This is a genomic window from Cupriavidus yeoncheonensis (assembly GCF_905397275.1).
Lineage (GTDB): Bacteria > Pseudomonadota > Gammaproteobacteria > Burkholderiales > Burkholderiaceae > Cupriavidus > Cupriavidus yeoncheonensis.
Genome location: NZ_CAJPUY010000028.1, coordinates 45,853 through 70,548, shown reverse-complemented (window position 1 = coordinate 70,548; position 24,696 = coordinate 45,853). Strand labels below are relative to the sequence as shown.

The 24,696-nt window shown below is 61.5% G+C and carries 20 protein-coding genes and 2 pseudogenes; 12 read left to right on the top strand and 10 right to left on the bottom strand.

The features are described from left to right. Positions 1-196 precede the first annotated feature (196 nt). Positions 197-648 (bottom strand): annotated as a pseudogene (locus KHO22_RS28385) (IS66 family transposase); the annotation flags it as partial. A 22-nt stretch (positions 649-670) separates the two neighbouring features. On the opposite strand from KHO22_RS28385, the pseudogene tnpC reads away from it, so the two are divergent. Further along, positions 671-1,228, top strand: a pseudogene (tnpC, locus tag KHO22_RS28380) (IS66 family transposase); the annotation flags it as partial. 512 nt (positions 1,229-1,740) lie between these two features. Here the strand turns inward: tnpC and KHO22_RS28375 are convergent. From KHO22_RS28375 to KHO22_RS28355, 5 genes are all read right to left on the bottom strand, one after another. Further along, entirely contained in the window at positions 1,741-2,958 is a 1,218-nt protein-coding gene (locus KHO22_RS28375; protein WP_211950508.1) for a lipopolysaccharide biosynthesis protein, read from the bottom strand. 45 nt (positions 2,959-3,003) lie between these two features. Next, entirely contained in the window at positions 3,004-3,981 is a 978-nt protein-coding gene (locus KHO22_RS28370) for an O-antigen ligase family protein (protein ID WP_211950507.1), read from the bottom strand. 413 nt (positions 3,982-4,394) lie between these two features. Further along, positions 4,395-6,638, bottom strand: coding sequence for a polysaccharide biosynthesis tyrosine autokinase (locus KHO22_RS28365; RefSeq protein WP_211950506.1), 2,244 nt, complete (start codon positions 6,636-6,638; stop codon positions 4,395-4,397). 20 nt (positions 6,639-6,658) lie between these two features. After that, a complete protein-coding gene (locus KHO22_RS28360; RefSeq protein WP_211950505.1) occupies positions 6,659-7,096 on the bottom strand; it encodes a low molecular weight protein-tyrosine-phosphatase in 438 nt (145 codons plus the stop codon). Next, complete coding sequence (locus tag KHO22_RS28355) at positions 7,093-8,226, bottom strand: polysaccharide biosynthesis/export family protein (protein WP_211950504.1); 1,134 nt, start codon at positions 8,224-8,226, stop codon at positions 7,093-7,095. Before KHO22_RS28355 ends, KHO22_RS28360 begins: the two co-directional genes overlap by 4 nt. 657 nt (positions 8,227-8,883) lie before the next feature. On the opposite strand from KHO22_RS28355, the gene KHO22_RS28350 reads away from it, so the two are divergent. Together KHO22_RS28350 and KHO22_RS28345 are read left to right on the top strand one after the other, a co-directional pair. Then, positions 8,884-9,093 (top strand): hypothetical protein, encoded by a 210-nt coding sequence (locus tag KHO22_RS28350; RefSeq protein WP_211950503.1) that lies wholly within the window; start codon positions 8,884-8,886, stop codon positions 9,091-9,093. Positions 9,094-9,659: 566 nt separating this feature from the next. Further along, on the top strand, positions 9,660-10,256 hold the full coding sequence (locus KHO22_RS28345) for a helix-turn-helix domain-containing protein (protein WP_211950502.1): 597 nt from the start codon (positions 9,660-9,662) through the stop codon (positions 10,254-10,256). Between the two features lie 38 nt (positions 10,257-10,294). Here KHO22_RS28345 and KHO22_RS28340 read toward each other — a convergent pair whose 3' ends face one another. Together KHO22_RS28340 and KHO22_RS28335 are read right to left on the bottom strand one after the other, a co-directional pair. Further along, the gene (locus tag KHO22_RS28340; RefSeq protein WP_211950501.1) at positions 10,295-11,371 is read right to left on the bottom strand and encodes an ornithine cyclodeaminase; all 1,077 of its coding nucleotides are present in this window, start codon (positions 11,369-11,371) and stop codon (positions 10,295-10,297) included. Positions 11,372-11,413: 42 nt separating this feature from the next. Beyond that, positions 11,414-12,295, bottom strand: coding sequence for a dimethylarginine dimethylaminohydrolase family protein (locus KHO22_RS28335; RefSeq protein ID WP_211950500.1), 882 nt, complete (start codon positions 12,293-12,295; stop codon positions 11,414-11,416). Between the two features lie 157 nt (positions 12,296-12,452). On the opposite strand from KHO22_RS28335, the gene KHO22_RS28330 reads away from it, so the two are divergent. Next, complete coding sequence (locus KHO22_RS28330) at positions 12,453-12,875, top strand: Lrp/AsnC family transcriptional regulator (protein ID WP_211950499.1); 423 nt, start codon at positions 12,453-12,455, stop codon at positions 12,873-12,875. On the opposite strand, the gene KHO22_RS28325 is transcribed toward KHO22_RS28330, so the two are convergent. Continuing rightward, on the bottom strand, positions 12,872-14,635 hold the full coding sequence (locus KHO22_RS28325) for a chloride channel protein (RefSeq protein WP_211950498.1): 1,764 nt from the start codon (positions 14,633-14,635) through the stop codon (positions 12,872-12,874). The two genes, KHO22_RS28330 and KHO22_RS28325, sit on opposite strands and share 4 nt — an antisense overlap. 137 nt (positions 14,636-14,772) lie before the next feature. On the opposite strand from KHO22_RS28325, the gene KHO22_RS28320 reads away from it, so the two are divergent. The 7 genes from KHO22_RS28320 (at position 14,773) to KHO22_RS28290 (ending at position 22,424) form a co-directional block, all read left to right on the top strand. Further along, a complete protein-coding gene (locus KHO22_RS28320; protein WP_211950497.1) occupies positions 14,773-15,912 on the top strand; it encodes an HPP family protein in 1,140 nt (379 codons plus the stop codon). A gap of 225 nt (positions 15,913-16,137) precedes the next feature. Then, positions 16,138-17,316 carry an AI-2E family transporter gene (locus tag KHO22_RS28315; protein ID WP_211950496.1) on the top strand — a complete coding sequence of 393 codons (1,179 nt, stop codon included), beginning with the start codon at positions 16,138-16,140 and terminating at the stop codon, positions 17,314-17,316. Between the two features lie 9 nt (positions 17,317-17,325). Beyond that, the gene (locus KHO22_RS28310; RefSeq protein WP_211950495.1) at positions 17,326-17,991 is read left to right on the top strand and encodes a paraquat-inducible protein A; all 666 of its coding nucleotides are present in this window, start codon (positions 17,326-17,328) and stop codon (positions 17,989-17,991) included. After that, positions 17,988-18,746, top strand: coding sequence for a paraquat-inducible protein A (locus KHO22_RS28305; protein ID WP_211950494.1), 759 nt, complete (start codon positions 17,988-17,990; stop codon positions 18,744-18,746). Before KHO22_RS28310 ends, KHO22_RS28305 begins: the two co-directional genes overlap by 4 nt. Further along, positions 18,733-20,370, top strand: coding sequence for a PqiB family protein (locus KHO22_RS28300; RefSeq protein ID WP_211950493.1), 1,638 nt, complete (start codon positions 18,733-18,735; stop codon positions 20,368-20,370). The genes KHO22_RS28305 and KHO22_RS28300 overlap by 14 nt, the downstream gene beginning before the upstream one ends. Before the next feature lie 84 nt (positions 20,371-20,454). Next, the gene (locus KHO22_RS28295; protein ID WP_211950492.1) at positions 20,455-21,789 is read left to right on the top strand and encodes an RNA-guided endonuclease InsQ/TnpB family protein; all 1,335 of its coding nucleotides are present in this window, start codon (positions 20,455-20,457) and stop codon (positions 21,787-21,789) included. An 8-nt stretch (positions 21,790-21,797) separates the two neighbouring features. Then, complete coding sequence (locus tag KHO22_RS28290) at positions 21,798-22,424, top strand: PqiC family protein (protein ID WP_211950491.1); 627 nt, start codon at positions 21,798-21,800, stop codon at positions 22,422-22,424. A 63-nt stretch (positions 22,425-22,487) separates the two neighbouring features. Here KHO22_RS28290 and KHO22_RS32915 read toward each other — a convergent pair whose 3' ends face one another. Next, positions 22,488-22,568, bottom strand: a complete 81-nt coding sequence (locus KHO22_RS32915; protein ID WP_211950511.1) for a BBE domain-containing protein — start codon at positions 22,566-22,568, stop codon at positions 22,488-22,490. 92 nt (positions 22,569-22,660) lie between these two features. Between KHO22_RS32915 and KHO22_RS28280 the strand changes: the two genes are divergently transcribed. Beyond that, on the top strand, positions 22,661-23,878 hold the full coding sequence (locus KHO22_RS28280) for an RNA-guided endonuclease InsQ/TnpB family protein (RefSeq protein WP_211950490.1): 1,218 nt from the start codon (positions 22,661-22,663) through the stop codon (positions 23,876-23,878). The last annotated feature ends 818 nt before the right edge of the window (positions 23,879-24,696 follow it).

Below are 24,696 nucleotides of genomic sequence, written 5' to 3'. Positions count from 1 at the left end.
GTCACGCTCAATCCGGAGCGCGAGATTGCCGTGCCCTCCGGTATCAAGCCAGGCGCCGAAAACCAGCGTTTGGCTGCATGAATGAGGCGACATCTACATTGACGCGCGCCGTGTGCCAGGTGTGTCTGTTTCGAAGCTAGCGCTAGAACACGGTCTGTAAGCGCGCGGTGATCCCGTCTTGACGACAGCGCCGCGGTCAGGACTGCGGGAGTTGCCAGTGATGAGGCAGAAGCTCTTCGAGGCGACTTGCGGGCTGCGTTGGCAGTCGTGCTAGAACGTCTTTGAGATAGGCGTAGGGATCGTGACCGTTCAGCCTGGCCGACTGAAGGAGGCTCATGGCCGCAGCAGCGCGACGGCCTGCCCGAAGCGATCCCGCAAAGAGCCAATTGCTCCGGCCGAGAGCAACCGGACGGATCTGGTTTTCGCACCAGTTGTTATCGATCGGGACTTGCGGATCCTCGAGGTAGCGCGTCAGGGCAGTCCATCGCCGTAGACTGTAGTCCAGCGCCTTGGCGATAGCGGATCCGTCGCTCACACGAGCGCGTTGCCCGGTCATCCAGGCGTGGAGCGTATGTACTGCAGAGCATCCTGTGCGATCTGGCTTTTGCTCGCTGCGTGGAGGTCGTAAAACTTACGTCTCGCGTGCGCCGTATCTGGAGCTCCAGATACGGCGCACGCAAGACGAAAATTCCACGACCTGTACCTGGCTCGCAGGAACGAGGTCAACACTGAGGCGCTGCGCCGGATCGGTGAACTCTACGCGATTGAGGCCGAGATCCGCGGCAAGCCCCCAGACGAACGACGACGCATCCGGCAGGAACGGGCGCGTCCCTTACTGGATGCCTTCGAAATATGGTTGCGCTCGACGCTCAGCACGGTGTCGCACAAAAGCGATACCGCGAAGGCCATCAATTACGCATTGAATCAATGGGCTGCCCTGACCCTGTATGCCGACGATGGCCGCGTCGAGATCGATAACAATGCGGCGGAGCGTGCACTGCGAGCAGTTGCTCTCGGCCGGAAGAACTTCCTGCACTTCGGCTCTGACAGTGGTGGTGAACGCGGCGCCGCAATCTATACGCTTGTTGCGACAGCCACGCTGAACGGTCTCGATCCCGAGGCTTACCTGCGACACATCATTGCCCGCATTGCCGACCACCCGGTCAATCGCGTCAGCGAATTGCTGCCATGGGCCGTAGCTAATCAGCTTCGCCCGAACGCAGCCTGAACACCTCTCCCTCGTCAAGAACGCTGATGGTCGGACGGTTACCGCCATTGCGGGCGCTTAGCCTTAGCTCGCCCTCATAGCCACCGTAAATGGCCGCCCCTAAGGCGGCACTCTTCGCTCGCTAGAGGTAGCCGCGAACGCCCTTGTTCTTTACTAGCCATCAATTTCAGATGCAGGGAGAGGCCCAAGGCCCTAAGGCGACCGGAGAGAGTGCCGAGTGAACATAGCTCGCGAGCAAAGCACTGACCTGAGTATCGTACGGAAGGGCAGAAGCCACGGGGCCTCCAACAAGGGCAACGATCGCTGCGACCAAAAGAGTAACGATCGAGGCAGCTGTCATCCACCACTTCGACACCAGCCTATGGCGATGAGTAGAGCGATTGCGGCGTAACCCTAAGCGCCGCCGGGATGATCCAGAGCGAGCCAATGATGGGCGGCATCGGATTGGATTCAAAGACGTCGGGGAAACAAGAAAGGGACTTCGCCGACGGCGTCGAGCCAGTTGCGAGGTTTCACCTACACACCGAACTCAAACGTGTTTGATTGACTGCGACGAGCATTAATCCCGCCGTTACGAGGGTGCTGGCCAACAGGGTTGCAGCTGCGCCGACAGCACCATATCTGGCTCCAAGCCACGCGCATCCGCACACTAGAACAGCTACGCTAACAGATAGAGCCAGGATGCGTGCACGCGCCTCATTCGCCAGAACTAATATAATGCCAAAACCCGAAGCAATGAATCTTGCAACAAGAAATGCACTCAAAATTGGTGCGAGGACGATAATCGATGAAAAATGGTCACCATAGACTTTTGGCATCAGTAGAGTCATAACACCATAATTTGTCACACCAAGAGCTAGACCCACGCTAAGGAAGCCCCAAGTAATCGATTTAATAACACCAATCCTATCTCCCTCCGAAAAGCGGCGACTATTCCGTGGAATCATTACGTTGGAGATGACACCTATGGCTGTACAAAATCCGTAAGCGATCTTCGTCCCGGCCTGATACAGGCCAACTGAATACGGCCCCGCAACGATACGAAGTATCGTTGAGTCGAGATTAACCATCGCCGATTGCAACCCAAGGTCAATAAGATACCCTGCATGACTCTTTGCCAAAAATAGGCTTCGCCGGATCGGAAGCAGTCTGAACTTATCTTCGTACAACTGCGTCACCCTAGCCATCAACACAATTGCAAAGGCTAAGCGAGAGAGAAAAAATGACAACGCAACCAGTTCTAATGAGGTACTCAGATAGCCCACCAGAATGATAAAGATGAGCGAAAGTGCCGAGTAGATTGAATATGAAACTGCCTCATACCGAAACTTTCCACGAGCTCTAAGGACAGCAAGGAAAAAGTCAATATATGTGTCAGCGATATGCGTAGCGCTCAACAGGCCAAAAACGACACCATCGGGCAGGATAGCTGACAAAAGAATAGCGAATGGGACTGTGGCCGCCGTCAAGCATAGTTTGACGTTTAGCAAATCGCTAACGATCCTAAATCCGCCATCGATAGCTTTTGCGCAATCTCGCAAAATGACTGGAACCACACCAAAATTCGGCAAGATCGCAAGGAAAGCAGCTACAGCGAACCATGACATCAACACTCCGAACTGCTCTGGCCCGAATATCCTCGCATTGGCAATAAAAACGGTCAAGCCCCCTACAGTGCGAGCAGCGATCGAGAGAAAGCTAAAAATATAATCCCGATCTATTTTTGACATTGTTCTTAAACCTCCTCAGCGAGCCAATCGAACCAGCAAGGATTATCACTTACCTTCCCAGTGCGGCACGCCACCACTCTCGCACAATGAAATCGTGATTAACGCTAACGCGGCCACAGCGTAGACGACCCCGATATTTTGCATGAGCGCACTTACAGTAGACGTCAAAATAAATACCACTAGAGTAATCGCCAGCCCAATCAATTGAAACTTGAGTTGAATCTGTGCCCGCCGCTGTCCTCTGGCAACTCTCATCACGACCATAAAGAGTGCACCATAAAACGCAATCATAGATGGAAAGCCCGTCTCAACCGCAAGATATAAAGGTAAATTGTCAAGAGTTGCCGCACCGCCGGCCCCAGTAAAACCGACCGCCTTCGCACCATTTTGGATGCCCACCCCAAATAGGGGATTCTGCAGCACAACAGGAATTCCGGCTATCAACATATCAATCCGCACCGAACTACTTGATTTTTCAACAGCAGATCGGCCAGCCACCAACTCCGAGACAAAACCGAACGACAAGGCAGCCCCGATAATCGCAATAAATATAATAATCGCGTATATAATCATTCTCTGAGGCTTTGTCGCCATTCTTCTTGCGAACTTAGCCCCAGAAAAAAACAGGAAGCAAAGGACAACTAAGAACATCCCAATAATGGATGATCGTGTATTTGTGGCTACTATTGCAATCGCAAATATCGCGTATGCGCAGAGCCAAATCCCTCTACCTAAAATGCCAAATCGATTTATACGCAGCCCCATCAACATCGCAGCCGCCATAGCTAGAAATTGCCCGAAAGCGAGTGGATGGAAAAACGTGGACTGCGCCCTGTAAGCGCCATCCCTACTTTTATCGAGCGCTAATTGCGCCAGACCCTCAGATGACTCATTCAATCCCACAGTGAAAGGATTTGACTCCGCTCGCCATTCCACTATACCTATTAAGGCGACCACAATGGCGGCAAAAAAAATAGTACGAAAACACGCCTCTACCGCAGCTGACGAGCGGATCGTATACATCGTCATAACCAACAATGGAAATGAAAACGTAAGGTCTGAGCGCACGAACTCGGCTAACGATAGTGCGGGATCAGACGAAAAGATGCAACCAACCCCACGCCAGATAACGAAGACTAACAATAGGCGATATGGCGCCCCATTCCTTCTAATAACATGGTGTGCAAAAGCGAACCTTCCAGGGGTAAGCATGTACACAACGAAGGCTAGTCCAAACCATAGAAGCAAAAGCAACTTCGTCGGTGTAAAGTCGATCCCCAATCTTAATTTTATGTAGTATGGCCACGCAATATAAGAGAATATTGTGAGACACAGTACATAGTCCAACACATCCAGCCGCGACCGCCGCTGGTATTGAGGGATCGATTCCATGAATGCAAATTTACCGGGAGACCGAGGTGAGGGACTTATCCTATTCATCCGGATTTCTTCACTTCACCATTCTCGTAAGCATAGTAGGCGTACCGATAGCGACCGTACTTCGATCCATACCCATAGCGGAAAGCATTGGGATCCAAGCCATTAAAGATTACCCCCTTAACATCAATATTCGTGTTACGCAATTGCTTCACCGACTCCGTAATTTCACCGATGGAACTCTTCTCAAAACGAGTTACCAGAAATACAGTTCCGCAACGCGCAGCGAGGATGGGAGTATCTGAGACAGCCAGGACCGGCGGAGTATCGATCAACACCAAATCATAACGCTCACTGAGTTCTTCCAAGGCTTGCGCCATCCGTTCAGTGAGAAGTAGTTCTGCCGGATTTGGCGGGATTGTCCCAGTCGCGACAAAATCTAGACCTGCTACAACTTCCCGATGAATAATTTTCTCAATGCCCGCGGTCCCCGCCAAGAAATCGGATAAACCCGGACCTCGATCAAGACCAAAATACTGATTCAAGTAGCCCTTTCTCATATCAGCATCGATCAGTAGCACGCGCTTTCCGCCAGCAGCCATCACTGCGGCAAGATTGACTGAAACGAAAGACTTACCCACCCCTGGAGTTGGTCCGGTTAATAGCACACGCTTATCATTAGCATCTAACATCGCGAATTGCAAAGCGGTACGCAGGCTGCGGAGACTTTCCACCGCAGGATCGTTGGGATATCTGTTTGCCAAGAGATACTGCCCGCGCTTTCGCAACCGCATGTCGTCAGCCATTGACAATTGCGTGGTAGCCAAGGGGACGGTAGCATAGACGTTAAGACCCGTATGCTGTTCGATATCCTGAGGATCCGTAATGCCGCCGTAAAGCGCATTACGCACAAAGGCAACGACCACACCGAGCGCTAGGCCTAATATACCGGCAATTGCAATAACGAGTGGCTTCTTGGGACGGACGGGCTCTTCCGGCACAGCGGCCGTATCGATAAGTCTTACACTTCCAACTTTACCCGCTTTGACAAGCTTGAGTTGCTGCATGTTATTGAGCAGGCCGACGTACAAATCATTGTTAACCTGCACATCCCGAATCAGCCGCAGCGAATCCTGCTCCAGATCGGGAAAGGCCTTCATGCGTTGCTCGAGGTTATTTACCTTGCCGCTCAAGGCACCTATCTGCTTGTCGATCGCCTGAATTGCTGGATGACCGGCAGCGAAGCGAGTCGTCAACTCCGCTCGCTTTTGCTTAAGTTCTAGCAACCCAGACTCTGACTCCACGCTCTCCTGAAGAAACGCGCGACCTTCTTCGCTCAAATTGAAGGTTCCACGCTTGTTTCGCAATTTGTTGTATTGAGTCTCGGCTCGCTCCAACTCGCTCTTCAATTGAGGTAGCAAATTACCCAAAAAAACGAGGGACTTCTCTGCCTCCTCGGCCTTACGCCTGATGTTCTGTTCGATGTATTCCTTTCCAATCTCGCTCATCACTGCCGCAGTACGCGCAGGATCTTTGCCCTGTAGCGACGCACTGATGATGCCACTTTGCTTCCCGAGTTCAGCAATCTTAAGATCGTCCTGCAAATCGGTTAGCGTTTTGAACTCGGAATTACGAAATAAATTGTAGGTCGCGCCAGGCTTCCCTTTTAGCTCGGTCACCAGCAGGCGAATACGGCCGACACTTTGGTTTTTCTCGAGCATTTCGCCAACTCGACCCTCGATCGGTTCATCTAAATCCGATTGATCAATTCGATACTTGCCGCCACCTAATGCGACAAGTTTGAATTTCTCCCCTTCGAGCTCACTTGGCACTTCGAAGGTATCTACATCAATACTCTCGCGTCCCCAAACAAAGCCTCCAATACCGAACAGGCCGGGATCAGACAAGGTCTTTGTTTTGCGTGCAATGCTCTCTCCGATAATAGGAAAGTATTTTGGCTTTGCATCAACATAAAGCCTCAGATTCTCAACCGCCTTACCCACGACCATCCGAGAGCGGAGGATTTCGATCTCAGCGGCAGCCTCTGTTTTCACATCGAAGAGACTAGAAACGTCCCCCAGCAAGCTCTTCGGACTAGTGGGATTATCCTCGACTTGAACCAATATGTCGGCCTCATAAATCGGGCGGCTGAAGAAGGCAAACGCGACACCAAGTGCGAGCATTGCCGCAGCAATTCCAGCAATCACCCAGCGATTGGCAACCAAAACATCGAGGTATTGAACAAGGTCGATTTCATCATCCTGTTTGTGCAAGGCCGGCACATAGGAAGGGTTCTGATTCATAGGAGGGACCGACAAAATTATTAGACCAGTGCGTGGATGCGCGGTACCCACGCATCCACACCGCTCTGGATCAATTTGAGCGCGTCTTCAAAGGCGGCACGTGGCTGGCGATATGGATCGGGGATATCGAACTTGCCCACTTCGCCCAAGCGGAATACCTTGCCCGATGCGGACGGATAGCGGCGCTGGATTTCCCGCTTCTGCTCGCTGTCCATCACAAAGATCATGTCTGCTTGGCTGGCCAGCATATTGGTGAGCTGCTGGGCTCGGTGCTGCCGGATATCGAGGCCAGCCTCGCTCATGAGCTCGGTAGCGATGGCGTCGGCGGGCTTGCCTACTAGCGCCCCCAGACCGGCAGAGTAGATATGCATTTCCGGCAGCGCCTCGCGCAACTTGGCTTCGGCCATAGGGCTTCGACAAATATTCCCAATACAAACAACAAGCACGCGCTTAATCATTTCAACGTATTCGCAGTCGAATTGAAGAAATTGGCGCTCGGAATCAACTGATTGATCACGCGGCTCCAGCGCACCACCCCTGCGGCGTCCACATACACAACGTCCTTAGGCTTTAGCTCAAACGCTTCCGCCAAAGCCAACGACACAGGCGACTTGCCATCCAGATGGAATACCTCCGCTTCGCCGTCCGTGCTCTTACGGATAACGTAGACTTCCTTGGCATCCGCGGAGATCGGATTCAGCCCGCCAACTTCGCCAATAGCCTCGTTCAGCGTCAGGCGTCCGTTGCGCGGCAACACGGTAGATGGCCGTACCACTTCACCCGCGACAAACACCTTGCTGTCCTCGCGCTGCTCCACACGAACGATGTCGCCGGAGCGAAGCATGACATTCGCCGGGTCAACGCCTTGCTGCAGCAGGGCCGGCATATTGACGTAGTAATTCTTGCCGCCACGGCTAATGCGCACACGGCTGTTGTCGCCAGTGGTCACATTCACCCCGCCAGCACGATTCAGCGCCTCCACCAGCGTCATGGGCACGTCATCGATGTTTTGTGGACCTGGGACTTTGACTTCACCGTCCAGGTAGATCCGCTTGCTGCGATAGGCAAGCACGCGGACCGTGAGCTGGGGCATGGTGACGACGTTCTTGAGCGCAACGCTCAGTTCACCGCGCACCTGATCGGGCGTCTTGCCCACTACCTTTACCACCCCTGCATACGGGAACTGGATGGTGCCGGCCGGACTGACAACATAGCCCGGTACGTTGGCCGCGCCACTGTAGTTCGGGATGTCATAGGCAGCGCCAATCGAATAGGTCTGCGTCGGGAAAACCAGCTCGGGATGGTCCCACACCACGATGGACAGGATGTCGCCCGCACCAATGGCATACGGCTGCGGCGTGCCAAACAGTTCTTCGACGCCTTCATTGGTCGGCCGGGCCGCCGCCTTCTGCGCCCTGACCAGCTCCGGTGTGATCGGCGTCACCTTCGGTACCGAATTCGGATCTTCGGGATTCAGCGGCCGCTGAGGATCAAAGCGCATGCCCGGCGACAGCGCACAGGATGCCAGCACAGGAACCACGGCAATAGCGACCAGTCCGCGACGGACACTCAGAAGTCTTGACAGCATTCAATACGTCTTCAAAGGTTGACATGACGCCGAAGACGCTTGAAGCAATGCGCTTGCCGGTCGCTGTGGCAGCGGCATCGTGTACAACGCTTTGCATTTCTTCCCGGCGCGCCTGGTGCAAGGCCGGATCGCCGGCTTCCACCCACTCATCTACCCAGCAACATGGATCGGCTGTTTTTGCCTATCCGCCGCGTGACGGCCGCCCTGGATCTACATTGCGTCGAGCTTTGACGCAATTTTTTCGAATTTGGCTATTTTAGCATTTCGACCATTGAGTGACCATGGGTTTTCCCGCATTGCAACAGCGCCAACTCATGTCTGGCAAACACAACATTGCCGCGTTGCCCTGCTATCCGCGCGGCGCATGTTTTCGCAGGAGACCGGAAGTCTGGCAACACCCGATTGGGTGAGTTGCGAAGGCGCGACGGCGCCGGAAGCCGGCGCATGTGATCGGACGGAGCAACATCAAAAGTACCAAAAAAATGCCAAAAATGGCTGCCGCCCCCCGCGATTACTCCCCTTTCCATCCGCCTCTGGCGGGGCGACACCAGGCGTTCGCGCATGATCCCCCCGGTTACCCTCCTCAAGTAGGAGTGCCGAGCACAAAGCGCGTTCGCATAATCCACGGAACAGCGACAAGAACCAGCCCCTTTTCCCATGAACAGCCCGCCCGCCCTTCTGCTAGCCCTGATGGTGTTTGAACTTGCGTGGTTCGTGCCGTTCTGGCGGGTCTTCCGGCAAGCCCACTTCTCGCCGGCGTATGCCTACCTGTCGCTGGTGCCCGTCCTGGGGCCACTGTTGTGCATCTGGATCCTGGCCGCCAAGCGCTGGCCGCTCAAATCCAAGCTGGTCAAGACCTACTCCTGACGGCTCCCGCAAGGTTTCAGGCGTAGTGGTAACCCGTGCCATCTGCGCCCTTTTTCTGCTGCCCGGCCTGTACTAAACCTGCCGTGACATCCCTGCGCCGTGTTGGCGCCGGAGAATGATGCTGGCTGGGCGATCTCCCCACTTCCCTGCAGCCCTCTTCTGCCGCCCCTTTGCAGGCAAGCCCCCCCGGTGTGTTGCGCGACCCCGGGGCGCGGTCCATCCAAAACCCCAAATGTGCGCTAAGTCGCAGAAGTGCCGGAACTAGATCGTAATAATGCGTTTCAGACTCTCGCATTTTGCGCAAGAAGGCATATCATTCTTGTTGCCACATCCCCCGTTCGGGGGATTTGCGTAAATGGCTCTTACGCCATAGCCACGCTAGCGTGGTGCCACCCTTGGGTCAGGGCGAATGGTAGGTAAAGCAACGAGCTGAAGCTGCGATGGCGTAGTCAAGTCGGGGAGTGCCATGCGGCGGCAAGGGCCATCCTCCCGGAAGTTCGGGAATAGCTGGCGCGAGGGCCCACACGAGTGCAGTCCTTTTCTCTCATTAATGACGGGTGATGCTAATGCCAAGGAATACTGCTGTGCCTGAAAAGGCCTATTACAGTACGCGCACCGCGGCGAAACTCCTGAATGTCTCCCTAGGAACCGTTCAAAAAATGGTCGAACGTGGGGAGCTTGGGGCGTGGAAGACCAATGGCGGCCATCGGCGCATCCACAAGGAAACCGTCCATAACCTGCTGGCCACGCGGGTCGGCAGTTCCCCGCAGGCAGAGCATGAACTCGATCTGGTGGTGTTCCACCCGAATCACCAGGAAGCGCAGCGCATCCATAGCCAGCTCAGCAAGTGGGGCCTGCCGCTGCGCGCCGCAGTGGTGGAGGATGTGCTCGACACCGTCATCGCCTCGGTCAGCTCGCACCCACGCGTGGTGCTTTACTACGTCGACGAGCTGAACGACGCCGAGTCCGCCACGATCGAAAAACTCCAGAATTTCTTCTCCAGCCTGCACGTGATCTTTGCGGTCATCACCAACCGCCAGGCCTACGACGGCGTGGCCGACGCGCTGCAACACTGGGGCATCATGGTGTTCCTGAAGACGCCCTCGCTTGAAGAGGTCAAGGGCTTCCTGCGCGCGCAGCTGATGATGGGCCGGGCGGGCTGAAGCCCCGCCCGTTGCTGTTGCCCGCTGCCGCAAGCCGATCAGGCGAGCGCCGTCTCTTGCGGTGCCGCCGAGCGCGGCGCCTGCGCTTCCATCATCCAGCCATACAGGTTGCGCGGGTCCGGCGGCATGGCTACCAGCTCCACATGCCGGCCCGCATGGCGCGCACACGCCGTGGCATACAGCCAGCGCAATGCCGAGTAGTCTTCCAGCGCAAACCCGACCGAATCGAAGATCGTCACCTCGCTCGCGGCGCCGCGCCCGGGTGCGCGCCCTGACAGCACCTGCCAGAGTTCGGTGACCGGCGCGTCCGGCGCGAGCTGCTGGATCTCGCCTTCGAGCCGCGTCTGCGGTTCGTACTCCACCACGATGCGCGCCTGGCGCAGGATGTCCGGATGCAGTTCCGTCTTGCCCGGGCAGTCACCGCCAATGGCATTCAGGTGCATGCCCGGGCGCACCATGTCCGGCGTCAGGATCGTTGCCCGCGTCTTGTCGGCGGTTACGGTGGATACGATATCCGCGCCGGCCAGCGCGGCCTGCACGGTATTCACGGGAACGATGGACAGGCCAGGAACGCCCGCAAGATTGCGCGCCAGCCGCGCCGTGGCCTCGCGGTCGATGTCATAGGCACGGACTTCGCGCACGCCCAGCATGGCGTGGAACGCCAGCGTCTGGAACTCGGCCTGCGCGCCGTTGCCGATCAGCGCCATCACCGAGCTGCCCGGCCGCGCCATGGCGTGTGCCGCCAGCGCCGAGGTGGCGGCCGTGCGCAGCGCCGTGCCAAGCGTCAGGTCGGCCAGCATCAGCGGGAAGCCGGTCTCGACCTCGGCCAGCATGCCGCAGGCCATCACCGTCGGCATCGCGAAGCGCGCATTGCGCGGATGGCCGTTCACATACTTGAACGCATACTGCACGCCGTCGCTCACGGGCATCAGCTCGATCACGCCGAGCGGCGAATGACTGGCCAGCCGTGCCGATTTCTCGAACTGCTCCCAGCGCAGGAAATCCTGGCGTACGTGGTCGGCCAGTTGCGCGAGGGCAACCGGCACGCCGATGGCGCCGACCAGCTTGGCGACATCGGTGGCGTCCAGGAAGCGCGTCATGGCGGTGTCTTTCATGGTGGACTCCTGAATCTCCGTGGGTAACCGTTCACGATGCGTTCACGCAGCAGCGCGGGCCGTGTTGACCGCCCCGCTGCTGCGGTCCAGCCGCAAGGTCATGCAATAGGCGCCACCTCCGGACAGCATGAATGGCGACAGGTCGACTTCGCGCAGGTGGTAGCCGCGCCCCCCCAGTTCGGCACGCAGGTGCGGCGTGGTGCGCGTCATCACCACCTGGTCGTGCAGGTTGACGGCGTTGACGCTGAAGTGGCGCAGGTCGTCCTCGGTCGCCTCGATGCGCAGGCTGGCCGGCACGCGCGCGCGCAGTTCGCGCAGCGACGCATCGGTGAAGGCCGGCGGGTAGTACAGCAGGTCTCCGCCCGACAGCGGGCAGAAGCAGACATCCAGGTGATAGCTGTGCTCCGTGGCCAGTTCCAGCGCCACCACCTCGCGGCCGAACCGGGCCGACATCGCGTCGGCCGCCTCGCGCGAGGAGCGCGGGCCGAAGCCGGCCCAGAAGTGGCCGCGGCTGGCGTCCCAGATGCAGTCGCCCGCGCCCTCCTGGTAGCAGCCGGCCGGCAGCTGCATGACTTCATCGACCAGCCCGCGCTGGCGCAGGCTTTCGAAGATGCTGGCGAATGGCGCTTCTTCGCCGCGGCGCTGCGGGTAGCGGAAGCGCGCCAGCACGGCGCGGCCATCCAGCACCACGGCGGCGTTGGCCGGGAACACCATGTCCGGCACGCCCGGAAAGCCCGGCGCCAGTTCCACCGTGAAGCCAGACAGGCGCAGGGCATCGTGCAGCGCGTCAAACGCGCGGCTGGCACTGCGGTGCATGCCGCGCGGATCGCGCGCCCAGGCTTGCGGATCCATCCACGGGTTGATGCTGTAGGACACATCGTAGAACGTCGGTTCGACAAGCAGGATGGTGGGGGTGGTGATCACGGCGGCTCCTTGGGGGTCGTCGGCAGCGGGTTGCGGCGCGGTTGTTGTTCGATTGCATTCTGGTGCAGGCCGGTGTTAACTAATAGCCAGCAACTTGCGCAAAATGCCGTATCGGATGTACAAAACGCCAACCACTGCCAGCGAAATGCCAAGCCCCATGGATGCCATCGATCACCAGTTGCTGTCCCTCCTGCGCGACAACGCGCGCACGCCCGTCACGGCGCTGGCGCAGGCGCTGCGCGTGTCGCGCGCCACCGTGCAGAACCGCATCGACAAGCTGGAAAAGGAGGGGCTGATCGTCGGCTATACGGTGCGGCTGCGGCCGGAGGCCGAGCCGCACCGCATCCGCGCGTGGATGACGGTGGCGGTGGAAGGCAACAAGGCCCGCGCCGTGCTGCAGGCCCTGCGCGGCGAGCCGAATGTGCAGGCGCTGCACACCACCAACGGCCGCTGGGACATCATCGCGGAACTGCGCGCCGATACGCTGGAAGCGTTCGACCGCACGCTGGACCGGATCCGGCTGATCGACGGCATCGGCGCGACCGAGACCAGCATCCTGCTGTCGACCTACAAGCTTTAGCGGGTTGCGCTCAGCTTGCCGGTGGCGGAGCCGCGCAGGCGCTCGCGGCTGAACTCCTCGTGGAAGACCTGCCCGCTGGGCTGCAGCAGGTCGCGCAGCGAGACAATGCCGATCAGCCGCATGCTGGCGGTGCTCTCCACCACGGGCAGCCGCGCCACGCTCGACGCCGCCATGCTGCCGGCCGCCGCGCGCGCGGTCTGGGACGGGACCAGCACCCGGGCCTGCGCCACCAGCAGGTCGCGGCAGCGCAGGCCTGACGGCGCCGATCCCGCGCACGCGCCGCGCACGGTGGCGCGATCCAGCATGCCCAGCACGCGGCCGTCCGACACCACGGGATAGGCGCGGTGCGCCGCATGCTCGCCGAAATAGCGCGCCGTCGCCTCGGCCACCGGCAGGTCGGCATCGATGGCGATGACCTCGCGCGTCATCAGCTCGGCCACGTGGGCGCGCTCGAGCGGATCCACGCTGTATTCGCGATAGATATGCAGGCCACGCCGCGCGATCTTCTCGGTCATGATCGAGCGCTTCATGGTCAGCACGGAGAAGCCGTAGGCCACGGCGGTGGTCAGCAGCAGCGGCAGCAGCGCCTCGGTATCGTGCGTGAGCCCGAACGCGAACACGATGGCGGTCAGCGGTGCGCCCAGCACGCTGCCCAGCACGCCGGCCATGCAGACCAGCGCCCACAGCTGCGGCGAGCCGCCCGGCAGCCACGGCGCCAGCACCGTGCCCAGGCCGGCACCAAGCATCAGCAGCGGGGCCAGCACACCGCCCGAGGTCCCCGAACCGAGCGCCGCGATCCAGATCAGCGCCTTGACCACCAGCAAGCCCACCGCCACGCTGATCGCGAGATGGTTGTTGAGCAGGTCGCCGATCACGTCATAGCCCACGCCGAGCGCGCGCGGCTCGAAGTAGCCGCCAATGCCGACCAGCAGGCCGCCCATCGCGGGCCACCACATCCAGTGCACCGGCAGCCGCGAGAACGCGTCTTCGGTCCGGTACAGCGCCAGCGTGAGCGCCGCGCCGAGCGCACCGCACAACAGCCCGGCCAGCAGGCACGAGCCCAGCGCCACTGCGCCGGCCGGCGCGGTCTGCAGCGGAAACAGCGTGCTGGCCTCGAAGAAGAACGGCCGCATGAAGCCGGCCACCGCGCAAGCCAGCGCCACCGGCAGCAGGCTGCGCGGGCGCAGCTCGAACAGCAGCAGTTCGATCGCGAGCAGCACCGCCGCCACCGGCGTGCCGAAGATCGCGGTCATGCCGGCACAGGCGCCTGCCACCAGCAGCGACTTGCGCTCGCCGGCGGTCAGGTGCAGGTACTGCGCCAGCAGCGAGGCCAGCGAGCCGCCGGTCATGATGATCGGCCCTTCCGCGCCGAACGGGCCGCCACTGCCGATCACGATGCCCGACGACAGGGGCTTGAGCACCGCCACGCGTGGCGACATCTTGCTCTTGCCGAACAGCACGGCCTCGATCGCTTCCGGAATGCCGTGGCCGCGGATCTTGTCGCTGCCGTAGCGCGCCATCAGGCCGACGATCAGTCCGCCCAGCACCGGCACGACGATGACCCACGCGCCCAGCGTGTGGTGCGCCGGCGAACGTTCCGCGAGCGACAGCGTCTGGTAGAAGAACAGGTTGGTGAAGAAGCGGATCAGCAACAGCAGGACATCGGCGGCCAGCGTGCTGACGACGCCGATCAGCAATGCGATGCCGCACAGCAGCAACAGGCGCTGGCTGACGGCATAGTCGCTCTTTTCGATATGCATGGGGGCTCCTTGGATTCTTGTGCGATGCGGCAAGAATCAGCGCGGACTTCCGCCAGACATGGACCTTGCCAGAGGCGGCCAAATATATCACCCCGTGATATATTACGCGGACCATTCCAACGCGCCCCCGTTCCCGAATGCCTTCCGCCCCCGCCGTCGCTGCGCTTGCACACAACACCCGTGCCTGGCTGCGCACTTTCGTCCCGCTGCCGGTATCGGCCAACCGCATCGAGCGCTTCAAGAGTTGCTTCGGTGCGCTGCTGGGCCTGTTCATCACCGAGTGGATCAGCCACCAGACCCTGGGCGGCTTCAACCCGTGGTTTGTCGCGCCGATGGGCGCTTCGGCCGTGCTGCTGTTCGCGGTGCCTTCAAGTCCACTCGCGCAGCCGTGGTCGATCATCGGCGGCAACCTGTTTGCCGCGCTGGTCGGCGTTGCCTGCGCGCGCTGGATTCCCGATCCCGGGCTTGCCGCGGCGACCGCCGTGGCGATCGCCATTGCCATCATGTTCCAGTTCCGCTGCGTGCACCCGCCCAGCGGCGCGGTGGCGATCACCGCGGTCTTCGGCGGGCCGCCCGTCAGCGCGCTGGGCTTCGGCTTCGTGGTGGTGCCGGTGCTGTTCAATTCGATGCTGCTGTTGCTGATGGCGCTGGCCTTCAACAACCTGTCGCGGCGGCGCTATCCGCACCGTCCGCCCGAACCGCCGGTGCAGCACCACACCAGCGACGTTCCGCCCGGACAGCGCGTGGGCTTCACGCGCGCCGACCTGCACGACGCCCTGCAGGCGCGCGGCGAGTTCCTCGACATCGAAGAAGACGACCTGGAAGCGATCCTGGTGGCCGCGCAACTGCGCGCCTACCGGCGCCGCTTTGGTAACGTGCTGTGCTCGGACATCATGTCGCGCGACGTGGTGACGGTACGCCCGCAGCAACCGGCCACCGAAGCCTCGCACCTGCTTACGCGGCACCGCATCAAGGCGCTTCCGGTGGTCGATGATCACCGCAAGCTCCTGGGCATCATTACCCAGAGCGATTTCTTCGCCGCGCAGCGCGACACCGGTGCGCGCCGCCTGGCCGGCACCGTGCGCGACCTGATGACGCGCGCCGTGGTCACCGCGCGCGCCGATCAGCCCATGGTGGAACTGGCACAGGCATTCAGCGACGGCGGCCTGCACCATGCGCCGGTGATCGACGATCACCACCGTCTGGTCGGCATGGTGACGCAGTCGGACCTGGTCGCCGCGCTGCTCAAGGACGGCGTGATGAGCGCTACGGCCTGACCTTCGCCTTCCCCCCTGAACTCGCAAGCGGGCGCTACGGCGCCCGCTTGCACTTTCCATGCGGTGCTGGCGCATGTCACATACCTGTGGCACTGTGATTATTGCCCGGCCACACCCGCGCGAGTGCCCGCACAGGCACCTGAAATGCCCCTCTCGCCGTCGTCGGGACTGACGTAAGCTATATTTACGCCGTTTCCGTCACTCCGGCGGAATTGGGGAGAAGTCATGAGTTCCGGCCAACTGATTGAAAAGATCGCCGCCGTGTTCGCGCTGGTCGTGCTGATCGGCGGCTCGCTGCTGGTTCTGGCACCGTTCACCACGGCGCTGCTGTGGGGCGCCATCCTGGCCTTCAGCTCGTGGTATCCCTATACCGTGCTGGCGCGCTGGCTCGGCAACCGGCGCAGCCTGGCGGCGCTGATCTGCGTGGTGCTCGCCACGGTGATCGTGCTCGGCCCCTTCGTCTACGCCGGCGCGAGCTTTTCCGCACATATCGATGAACTCACCAGCCTGGTCGACCGCTACATGGACCAGGGCATTCCACAGCTTCCCGACTGGCTCAGCGGCCTGCCCTACGTGGGCAGCTACCTGCAGAAGTCCTGGGAGTCGGTGATCCACGCCGACTCCGATATGGCGGCCAACCTGCGCAAGCTGATCGCACCGGTCGGCCATGCTTTGCTGGGCGCCGGACTGTCGATCGGCGCCGGACTGGGGCAGCTCGCACTGTCGATCATCCTCGCGTTCTTCTTCTATACGGGCGGCGAGTTCGCGGTCGACTGGCTGCGCGCCGGCATGCGCCGCATTGCCGGCGAGCGCGCCGACCACCTGCTCGCGCTGGCCGGCAGCACGGTCAAGGGCGTGGTCTACGGCGTGCTCGGCACGGCGTTCATCCAGGCGTTGCTGCAAGGCATCGGCCTGTGGATCGCCGGTGTGCCGGCGGCTGCCATCCTGGGCTTCGTCACGTTCTTCCTGTCGGTGATCCCGGTCGGGCCGCCGCTGATCTGGCTGCCGGCCGCGCTGTGGCTTTACCACGCCGGCGACACGGGCTGGGCCATCTTCCTGGTGGTGTGGGGCGTGGGCGTGGTCGGCATGGCCGATAACGTCGTCAAGCCGCTGCTGATCAGCAAGGGCACGGGCATGCCGCTCATCTGGATCATGATGGGCGTGCTCGGCGGCGCGCTTGCGTTCGGTTTCCTCGGCGTATTCATCGGCCCGACCCTGCTGGCAGTGGCCTACGCGCTGCTGCGCGACTGGACCATCGGCTCGCAGGCCGAGGCCACACGCGCCGCGCAGCGCGCGCAAGCCACGGCGCCAGCGCCGGCGGGCAGCCCTCCGCCCGCCCTCGTCGACAACCCCGACGCACCGGCTGTCGCGCCGGCTGTTGCGCCGGGCAAGCGTCCCGGCTGAGCGGCACGCATGGCACATGATGACACCGGCGCCCCGACGGACGCGCTGCACGGACTGGTCGCCTGCGAATACTGCGACGCCGTGTACCAGCGCGCGGAACTGGCCCGGGGCGAACGCGCGGTGTGCCTGCGCTGCGGCGGCCAGTTGTACCGCGAAAGCACGCGCACCTACCGGCACCTGCTGCCGCTGGTCATCACCGCTCTGATCCTGTTCCTGATCTCCAACGCGTTTCCCATTGTCGAGATGGACCTGAAAGGCGTGCGCACGCAGACCACGCTGCTGGGCGCCGTGCAGGCGCTGTATGCCGACCACATGGCGCTGGTGGCCGCGCTGGTGTTCATCACCACTATCCTGTTCCCGCTTTCGGAAATGCTGATGATGGTCTACCTGCTGGTGCCCATGTCGGTCCACCGCATGCCCGCGGGCTTTGACCGCATCGTGCGCGGCATCCGCCAGACCCGGCCGTGGGGCATGATCGAAGTGTTCATGATCGGCGTGCTGGTCACGCTGGTGAAGCTGTCGAGCATGGCCCAGGTGCTGCCCGGCATCGCGCTGTGGTCGTTCGGCGCGCTGGTCGTGGTGCTGGCGGCCATGCTGTCGTTCGATCCGCGCGACCTGTGGCATTACCTGGAGTCACCGCAAGAGGCCGAGGCCACGGACGGAGCCAGCCGATGAGCGACACGCAGCCACCGCGCCGCAAGTTGCCGCGCCTGAGCGGCGCGCGGGAGCAGCTCCAGCGCTCGCGCAAGTTCGCCAGCAGCGTGGTCCGGGAAATCACCGACGACGACGAGCGCACGCCGCTGCCGCAGGTACCCACGGCCACCCGGCTGGGCCTGCTGTCGTGCCACGCCTGCGACCTGGTCAGCCCGCGTTCGCTCGAAGGCCAGCCCTGCCCGCGCTGCGGCGCCACGCTGCACCACCGCAAGCCAGACAGCGTGGCCCGTACCTGGGCGTTCCTGCTGTCGGCCTATATGCTCTATATTCCCGCCAACCTGCTGCCGGTGATGGTGACGCAGTCCATTCTCGGCACGCAACAGGACACCATCCTGTCCGGCGTGATCTACCTGTGGCTGTCGGGCTCGCGCCTGCTTGCGGGGATCGTGCTGATCGCCAGCATCATCGTGCCGCTGCTGAAGATGCTGATCCTGACGCTGCTGCTGGTCTCCGTGCACATGCGCTCCACCTGGCGCCTGCGGCAGCGGACCCGGCTCTATGGCCTGGTCGAGGTGATCGGCCGATGGTCCATGCTCGACATATTCGTGGTGGCGCTGCTGGCCTCGCTGGTGCGGGCCGGGGCGCTGGCCACTATCATTCCCGGCGGCGGCGCGCTGGCCTTTGCCTCGGTCGTGGTGCTGACCATGCTCGCGTCACTAAGCTTCGACCCCCGCCTGCTGTGGGACTCGCTGGAACAACAAGATGCCCGACACTGACAACCTTCCGCCCGCGCCATCGGGGCTGCCGCAACCCGAACGCCGACGCCGGGCACGCTGGCTGCCATCGCTGGTCTGGCTGATCCCGATCGTCGCGGCCGTGGTCGGCATCTCGCTGCTGATCCACACGCTGTCCTCGCGCGGACCCGAGATCACCGTGACCTTCCGCTCGGCCGAAGGCCTGACGCCAGGCAAGACCGCGGTGCGCTACAAGGACGTGGATATCGGCCTGGTGAAGTCGGTGCGGCTCGCGCCCGACCGCTCGCACGTGCTGGCCATGATCGACCTGACCAAGGACGCGGAGAACTTCGCCGTGGCCGACACGCGTTTCTGGGTGGTGCGGCCGCGCTTTGCAGTCAGCGGCATATCGGGCCTGGAAACGCTGCTCTCAGGTGCCTACATCGGCGTGGACGCGGGCAAGTCCAACGAGGGCAAGCGCGAGTTCAAGGGTCTGGAGGCGCCGCCCGTCGTGACATCCGACTCCTCGGGCAAGCAATTCGTGCTGCGCGCGTCGGACCTGGGGTCCCTCGACATCGGCTCGCCGGTCTATTACCGCCGCGTGCAGGTAGGCCAGGTGGTGGCCTTCCAGCTCGATCCGAACGGGCGCGACATCACCCTGCGCGTATTCGTCAACAAGCCCTATGACAAGCTGGTGAACGCCGACACGCGCTTCTGGCACGCCAGCGGTGTCGACCTCAAGCTGGACGCGTCGGGCCTGAAGCTGTCGACGCAATCGCTGGTCACCGTGCTGCTCGGCGGCGTGGCCTTCCAGGCGCCCGACGGCACCAGCGCGACGGATGCGGCCGCGGAGAACACGCAGTTCCTGCTGGCCGCCGACCAGGCCGAGGCCATGAAGGAGCCCGAGGAACTGGCACCCACGCTGGCGGTGCTCAACTTTGACCAGTCCGTGCGTGGGCTCGCGCCGGGCGCGCCGGTGGACTTCCGCGGCGTGATCGTGGGCCAGGTGCGCTCCATCGGCATCGAGTACCAGCGCGACAAGAAGGCGTTCCGCATGCCGGTGGTGGTTGAGCTGTACCCGTCGCGCATGGGCTTCCGCGAACGCGACGTGCAGGACCCGACCCGCCGCCACGAGATCATCGCGGGGCTGCTCAAGCGCGGCATGCGCGCGCAGCTGCGCACCGGCAACCTGCTGACCGGCCAGCTCTATGTGGCACTGGACTTCTTCCCGAAGGCACCGCCGGCCAACGTCGACCTGAACGCGGCGATTCCCGAATTCGCCACCACGCCGGGCACGTTCGACCAGCTGCAGGCGCAGGTCGGCGACATCGTCAACCGCATCGACAAGGTGCCGTTCGACCAGATCGGCGAGGACCTGCGCAAGTCGGTGGCCGCGCTCAACGCCACGCTCGCGAGCGCCGACGAACTGGTCAAGCAGCTCAACGGCGATGTCGCGCCGCAGGTGCTGGCCGCACTGCAGGACGCGCGCAAGACGCTGTCGACCGCCAACGGCACGCTGTCTTCCGACGCACCGCTGCAGCAGGATGCGCGCCGCATGGTGCAGGAGCTGACCCGCACCGCGACTTCGCTGCGCACGCTGACTGACTATCTCGAACGCCACCCTGAAGCGCTGCTGCGCGGCAAGCCGGAGATGGTCTCTAGGTAGCGCGAATGTGCTGATAGGCGCATAATTTGTGAACGCTCAATGCATGAATATGAGCCGCGAAATGGAACACAAAGGGCGCTGCCAATGCTGCTAGCCCATACGATCGAACTTGTGACCAGCCAGCGCGAAGTCGATTACTTCGTGAGGGCGGCTGGCTGCGCGCGTTTCGTATGGAACTGGGCACTAGCGGAATGGAACCGCCAACGCGCAGCCGGCGGTAAGCCGAGCGCCATGGCGCTGAAGAAGTCCTTTAACGCCATCAAGTATCAGCAGTACCCGTGGATGACCGACATCCATCGTGACGCGCACGCCCAACCCTTCGCTAATCTATCCAAGGCCTGGTCGAAGTTCTTCTCTGACATGAAGTCGGGGATCAAAGCGCACGCCCCCAGGTTCAAGAAGAAAGGTCAATGCAAGGACGGATTCTACGTCGCCAACGATAAGCTAAGGTTTGACGGACACTCGGTTGTGCTGCCATTGATTGGACGGGTTGCCATGCGGGAGGCGCTGCGGTTCCCCGGGCGAGTCATGGGCGCCGCCGTGAGCCGACGCGCTGATCGTTGGTTCATCTCGGTCCAGGTAGAGGTGGCGGACGACGTGGCATTCGTCCCGCGCACCGGCCATGGCGTGGTTGGCGTGGACCTTGGGATCAAATCGGCCGTTACACTTTCGACGGGGGAAACGTTCGAGGGCCCCAAGCCGTTGAAAGCCGCGCTACGGCACCTGCGGATTCGCTCTCGACGCCTGTCCCGGAAGGTCGAGATGGCCAAGCTAGGGCGCGCGGCATTTAGCCGAGATTTCATTGGGCCGCTACGTCCGAACACGAAACCTCAGCCGGCGCGCTCTGCCGGCCGGATCGACAGTGCCGCACGGCTGGCGCGCCTGCACGCCCGCGTCGCTAATATCAGGCAGGATTTCCTGCACAAGGCAACCACCAGGCTATGCCGCGAAAACCAAGCGATTGGCCTGGAGGATCTCAACATCGCCGGTATGCTCAAGAATGAGCGTCTTGCACGCTCACTAGCGGACATGGGGCTGAGTGAGTTTCGCCGGCAAATGGAGTACAAGGCGAAGAGATACGGCACGCACCTTGTGTTTGCCGATCGCTGGTTTCCGTCGAGTAAGCTGATGTCCTGCTGTGGCCATAAGCTCGACAGACTTGCGCTTAGCGAGCGTCGCGTCGTGTGCCCGGCCTGCGGCATGAGTCATGACCGCGATCACAACGCAGCGATCAACCTTGAACGGCTCGCAACCGAAACTGCGCTACCCGTGGCGAGTGATTCGGCAACGAATCGCACTGCGAGAGGCATGTCGCCAATCGCAGGCGGGAAAGTTACGTCCGTCAGAGACGAGGTTGGCCAGCAAGGAGCCTCGGGGCGGGAAGAAAATGGCGCGCACATTTGCGCACGTTTTTCATAGCAGAAGGAATGATGAATCGGACCCACGCCACGCGCGCCTATGCGCTGATCGCGCTGACCGCCGCCACGGTGCTGGCGGGCTGCGCCTCGCCGGAGCCCCGCTACTACACGCTTGCACAAGGGCCAGCCGCCGCTGGCGCCAGCGTGGCGACACCGGCGGCGCCCAACACCGAGCCACTATGGATCGAGGTGGCGCCCGTGCGCGTTCCCGAACGCCTGAACCGGCCGCAGCTCGTGGTGCGCGACACGCACAACGGCAATGAAGCCGGGCTCAGGCTGCTGGACCTGTCACGTTGGTCGTCGCCGCTGCCCGACGAGATGCGCGATGCGCTGTCGCAGCGGCTGCAGGCCAGCCTGGGGGCGGTGGATACCTATCAGCAGGGGCTGGCCGATGTGTCGCCGGTGTATCGGATCACCACCGAGGTGGTGCGGCTGGATGCCGATATCGGCCAGCGGGCTGGGGCGACCATCAACTGGACCGTGCGGCGGCTGCCGGACGGGAGGGTCGTGAGTGGACGCACGCAGTCCGACCTGGCTGCGCCTGGCGCGGTCGAGGGGGTAGTGGTGGCGTATCGGCAGATCCTATCTGCAGCGGCGGATGATATTGCGGCAGGATTGCGGGCATTGAAGCGGTAGGTAAAGGCAGCCCGGCAGCGAGGAATGTGCCCGGGCTATGTCAATCGGCGCGCGCGGAAGCGTTTAGGGCAGCGGCCGGATGTTCTGGTTCATGCGGAAGACGTTCGCCTCGTCGTATCGGGCCTTGATCGGAATGCGCGTCAAACCTCGTCCTTCAGGGACCCTTCAGGGCGAGGAAGGATACGCGGACGCAGCAGGCGTCCTTGACGACGCGGGAATGCTGATACGATCTATTCATGCAACGACTCCAAGCCTTCAAGTACGAACTGATGCCGACCGGCGAGCAGCAGCGCGACATGCGTCGCTTCGCTGGCTCGTGCCGATTCGTCTTTAACAAGGCGCTCGCCTTGCAGAAGGAAAACTTCGAGGCGGGAGGCAAGTTCATCGGCTATGTGGCCATGGCCAAGCACCTGACGGGATGGCGCAACGGGCGGGAGACACCGTGGCTCAAGGACTCACCTGTTCATCCGCTGCAGCATGCGCTGAAGGACCTGGAGCGGGCCTACAAGAACTTCTTCGCCAAACGGGCGGCGTTCCCGCGCTTCAAGAAGAAGGGGCAAGGCGACAGCTTCCGCTACCCGGACCCGAAGCAGATCAAGCTGGATCAGGCCCACAGTCGTATTTTCCTGCCGAAGCTCGGATGGCTGCGCTACCGCAACAGCCGGAACGCGATGGGCGAGCTGCGCAACGCCACGGTATCCATGAGCGCTGGCAAGTGGTTCGTTTCGATACAAACGCAACGAGAGGTCGAAGCCCCCGTGCCACAGTCCACCAGCGCCGTTGGCATCGATGTCGGCGTGGCCCGCTTCGCGACATTCAGCGACGGCAGCTACCTCGCCCCACTCAATAGCTTCAAGCGGCACGAAGCCAGGCTGCGTCGAGCGCAGCGGTCCATGAGCCGAAAACAGAAGTTCAGCTGCAACTGGAAGAAGGCGAAAGCCAGAATCCAGCGCATTCAAGCCCGCATCGGGAACGCCCGCCGCGACTACCTGCACAAAGCCACGACCACGATCAGCCAAAACCACGCGATGGTGTGTATCGAGGACTTGCAGGTGAGGAACATGTCCAGGTCGGCAGCGGGCAGTGTCGAGAAGCCGGGCAGGAACGTTCGGGCCAAGTCCGGCCTGAACAAAGCGATTTTGGATCAGGGCTGGTTCGAATTCCGCCGCCAGTTGGAATACAAGTTGGCGTGGCACGGCGGCTGGCTTGTCGCAGTGCCGCCCGAGAACACGAGCCGGACATGTCCGGCGTGCAGTAGCGTGAGCGCGGCCAACCGGCTTACGCAAGCTCGGTTCGCCTGCATCGAATGCGGTTTCGAGGAAAACGCCGACGTGGTCGGCGCGATCAATGTTTTGGCGCGGGGACACCGCGTTGCAGCCTGTGGAGAGCCGGTGCAGTCAGGCCGCTCTGCGAAGCAGGAACCCGCCGAAGTGGCTACGCAGCTCACCGCGTAGCGCCGTAGGAATCCCCTTCCTTTCCGCCGACAGGCGGCGACCGAAGGTCGAGGGAGGGGAGGATGTCAACTGCTGAAGCCGCCGGTAGTTGGGACCATAGGCTGCTGCAACGGGCTCGCCCGCCTTCTAGTGCGCTGGCTTGCCAAAAACGATTCGACATAGTAGCCTATACGCTACTTCTCGCACTTCGTGCATCGACTTTGGCATTCGTGCCACATCAGGACGTAGTATGGCTACTGTGGAGTGAGGCGCCTGGCGCTGTAACTGCACTCTAGCGATATGCTGTCTATCTTTTTTGGGCCGATCGGCTGGGCTGTGTAGGTCCGTCCAGTCTCTGGCCCACTGCCTTCAATGGCGCTCCGTAGCGTCTTCGAAGGCCTTTCCACTTTCCCCCGTCTTTTACCATTCCTTCCCGAATCGTCGCCGAGGGCTTCGCATGCCTTGGTGCTACGTCATTTCTGCCCTTTCGCTGCCGTATTTCGCCGCAGCGCCCCTCAGGGGTCCCAAGCCCTCCCCCCGTCTGATCTCCTCAGGATTGTCTGAGCATTGCCGGAAATTATCCGGCGAGTTCGTCTGCACTCTCAAAGCAGACATCCAACGGAACCAATCGGTTGCTTGGAGGCAACAAAGGTGGACGTAGGGCTCCGCCTCACGAAGGCCCGGCACTTATCGCCAGAACGTTTGTGTATGCCCGACGGGACGCACAGGCCGGCTGGTGGCGCCGTGGCTGGTCGCTGTACCCGTACCGCGCGCCCAAGGGCGGCGGTGCTAGGGCTGGTTTAGCCAGCCGCAGTTAACACTGACCAAAGTTAATGCCG

Bases quoted from the DNA above. Each gene is read 5' to 3' on its own strand.
- KHO22_RS28370 (WP_211950507.1), bottom strand. From the start codon at position 3,981: ATGTATACGATCCGCTCGTCAGCTGCGGTAGAGGCGTGTTTTCGTACT.
- KHO22_RS28355 (WP_211950504.1), bottom strand. From the start codon at position 8,226: ATGCTGTCAAGACTTCTGAGTGTCCGTCGCGGACTGGTCGCTATTGCC.
- KHO22_RS28320 (WP_211950497.1), top strand. From the start codon at position 14,773: ATGCCTTCCGCCCCCGCCGTCGCTGCGCTTGCACACAACACCCGTGCC.
- KHO22_RS28345 (WP_211950502.1), top strand. From the start codon at position 9,660: ATGCCAAGGAATACTGCTGTGCCTGAAAAGGCCTATTACAGTACGCGC.
- KHO22_RS28340 (WP_211950501.1), bottom strand. From the start codon at position 11,371: ATGAAAGACACCGCCATGACGCGCTTCCTGGACGCCACCGATGTCGCC.
- KHO22_RS28280 (WP_211950490.1), top strand. From the start codon at position 22,661: ATGCAACGACTCCAAGCCTTCAAGTACGAACTGATGCCGACCGGCGAG.
- KHO22_RS28365 (WP_211950506.1), bottom strand. From the start codon at position 6,638: ATGAATCAGAACCCTTCCTATGTGCCGGCCTTGCACAAACAGGATGAT.
- KHO22_RS28325 (WP_211950498.1), bottom strand. From the start codon at position 14,635: ATGCATATCGAAAAGAGCGACTATGCCGTCAGCCAGCGCCTGTTGCTG.
- KHO22_RS28360 (WP_211950505.1), bottom strand. From the start codon at position 7,096: ATGATTAAGCGCGTGCTTGTTGTTTGTATTGGGAATATTTGTCGAAGC.
- KHO22_RS28315 (WP_211950496.1), top strand. From the start codon at position 16,138: ATGAGTTCCGGCCAACTGATTGAAAAGATCGCCGCCGTGTTCGCGCTG.
- KHO22_RS28290 (WP_211950491.1), top strand. From the start codon at position 21,798: ATGATGAATCGGACCCACGCCACGCGCGCCTATGCGCTGATCGCGCTG.
- KHO22_RS28350 (WP_211950503.1), top strand. From the start codon at position 8,884: ATGAACAGCCCGCCCGCCCTTCTGCTAGCCCTGATGGTGTTTGAACTT.
- KHO22_RS28295 (WP_211950492.1), top strand. From the start codon at position 20,455: ATGCTGCTAGCCCATACGATCGAACTTGTGACCAGCCAGCGCGAAGTC.
- KHO22_RS28305 (WP_211950494.1), top strand. From the start codon at position 17,988: ATGAGCGACACGCAGCCACCGCGCCGCAAGTTGCCGCGCCTGAGCGGC.
- KHO22_RS28375 (WP_211950508.1), bottom strand. From the start codon at position 2,958: ATGTCAAAAATAGATCGGGATTATATTTTTAGCTTTCTCTCGATCGCT.
- KHO22_RS28330 (WP_211950499.1), top strand. From the start codon at position 12,453: ATGGATGCCATCGATCACCAGTTGCTGTCCCTCCTGCGCGACAACGCG.
- KHO22_RS28300 (WP_211950493.1), top strand. From the start codon at position 18,733: ATGCCCGACACTGACAACCTTCCGCCCGCGCCATCGGGGCTGCCGCAA.
- KHO22_RS28310 (WP_211950495.1), top strand. From the start codon at position 17,326: ATGGCACATGATGACACCGGCGCCCCGACGGACGCGCTGCACGGACTG.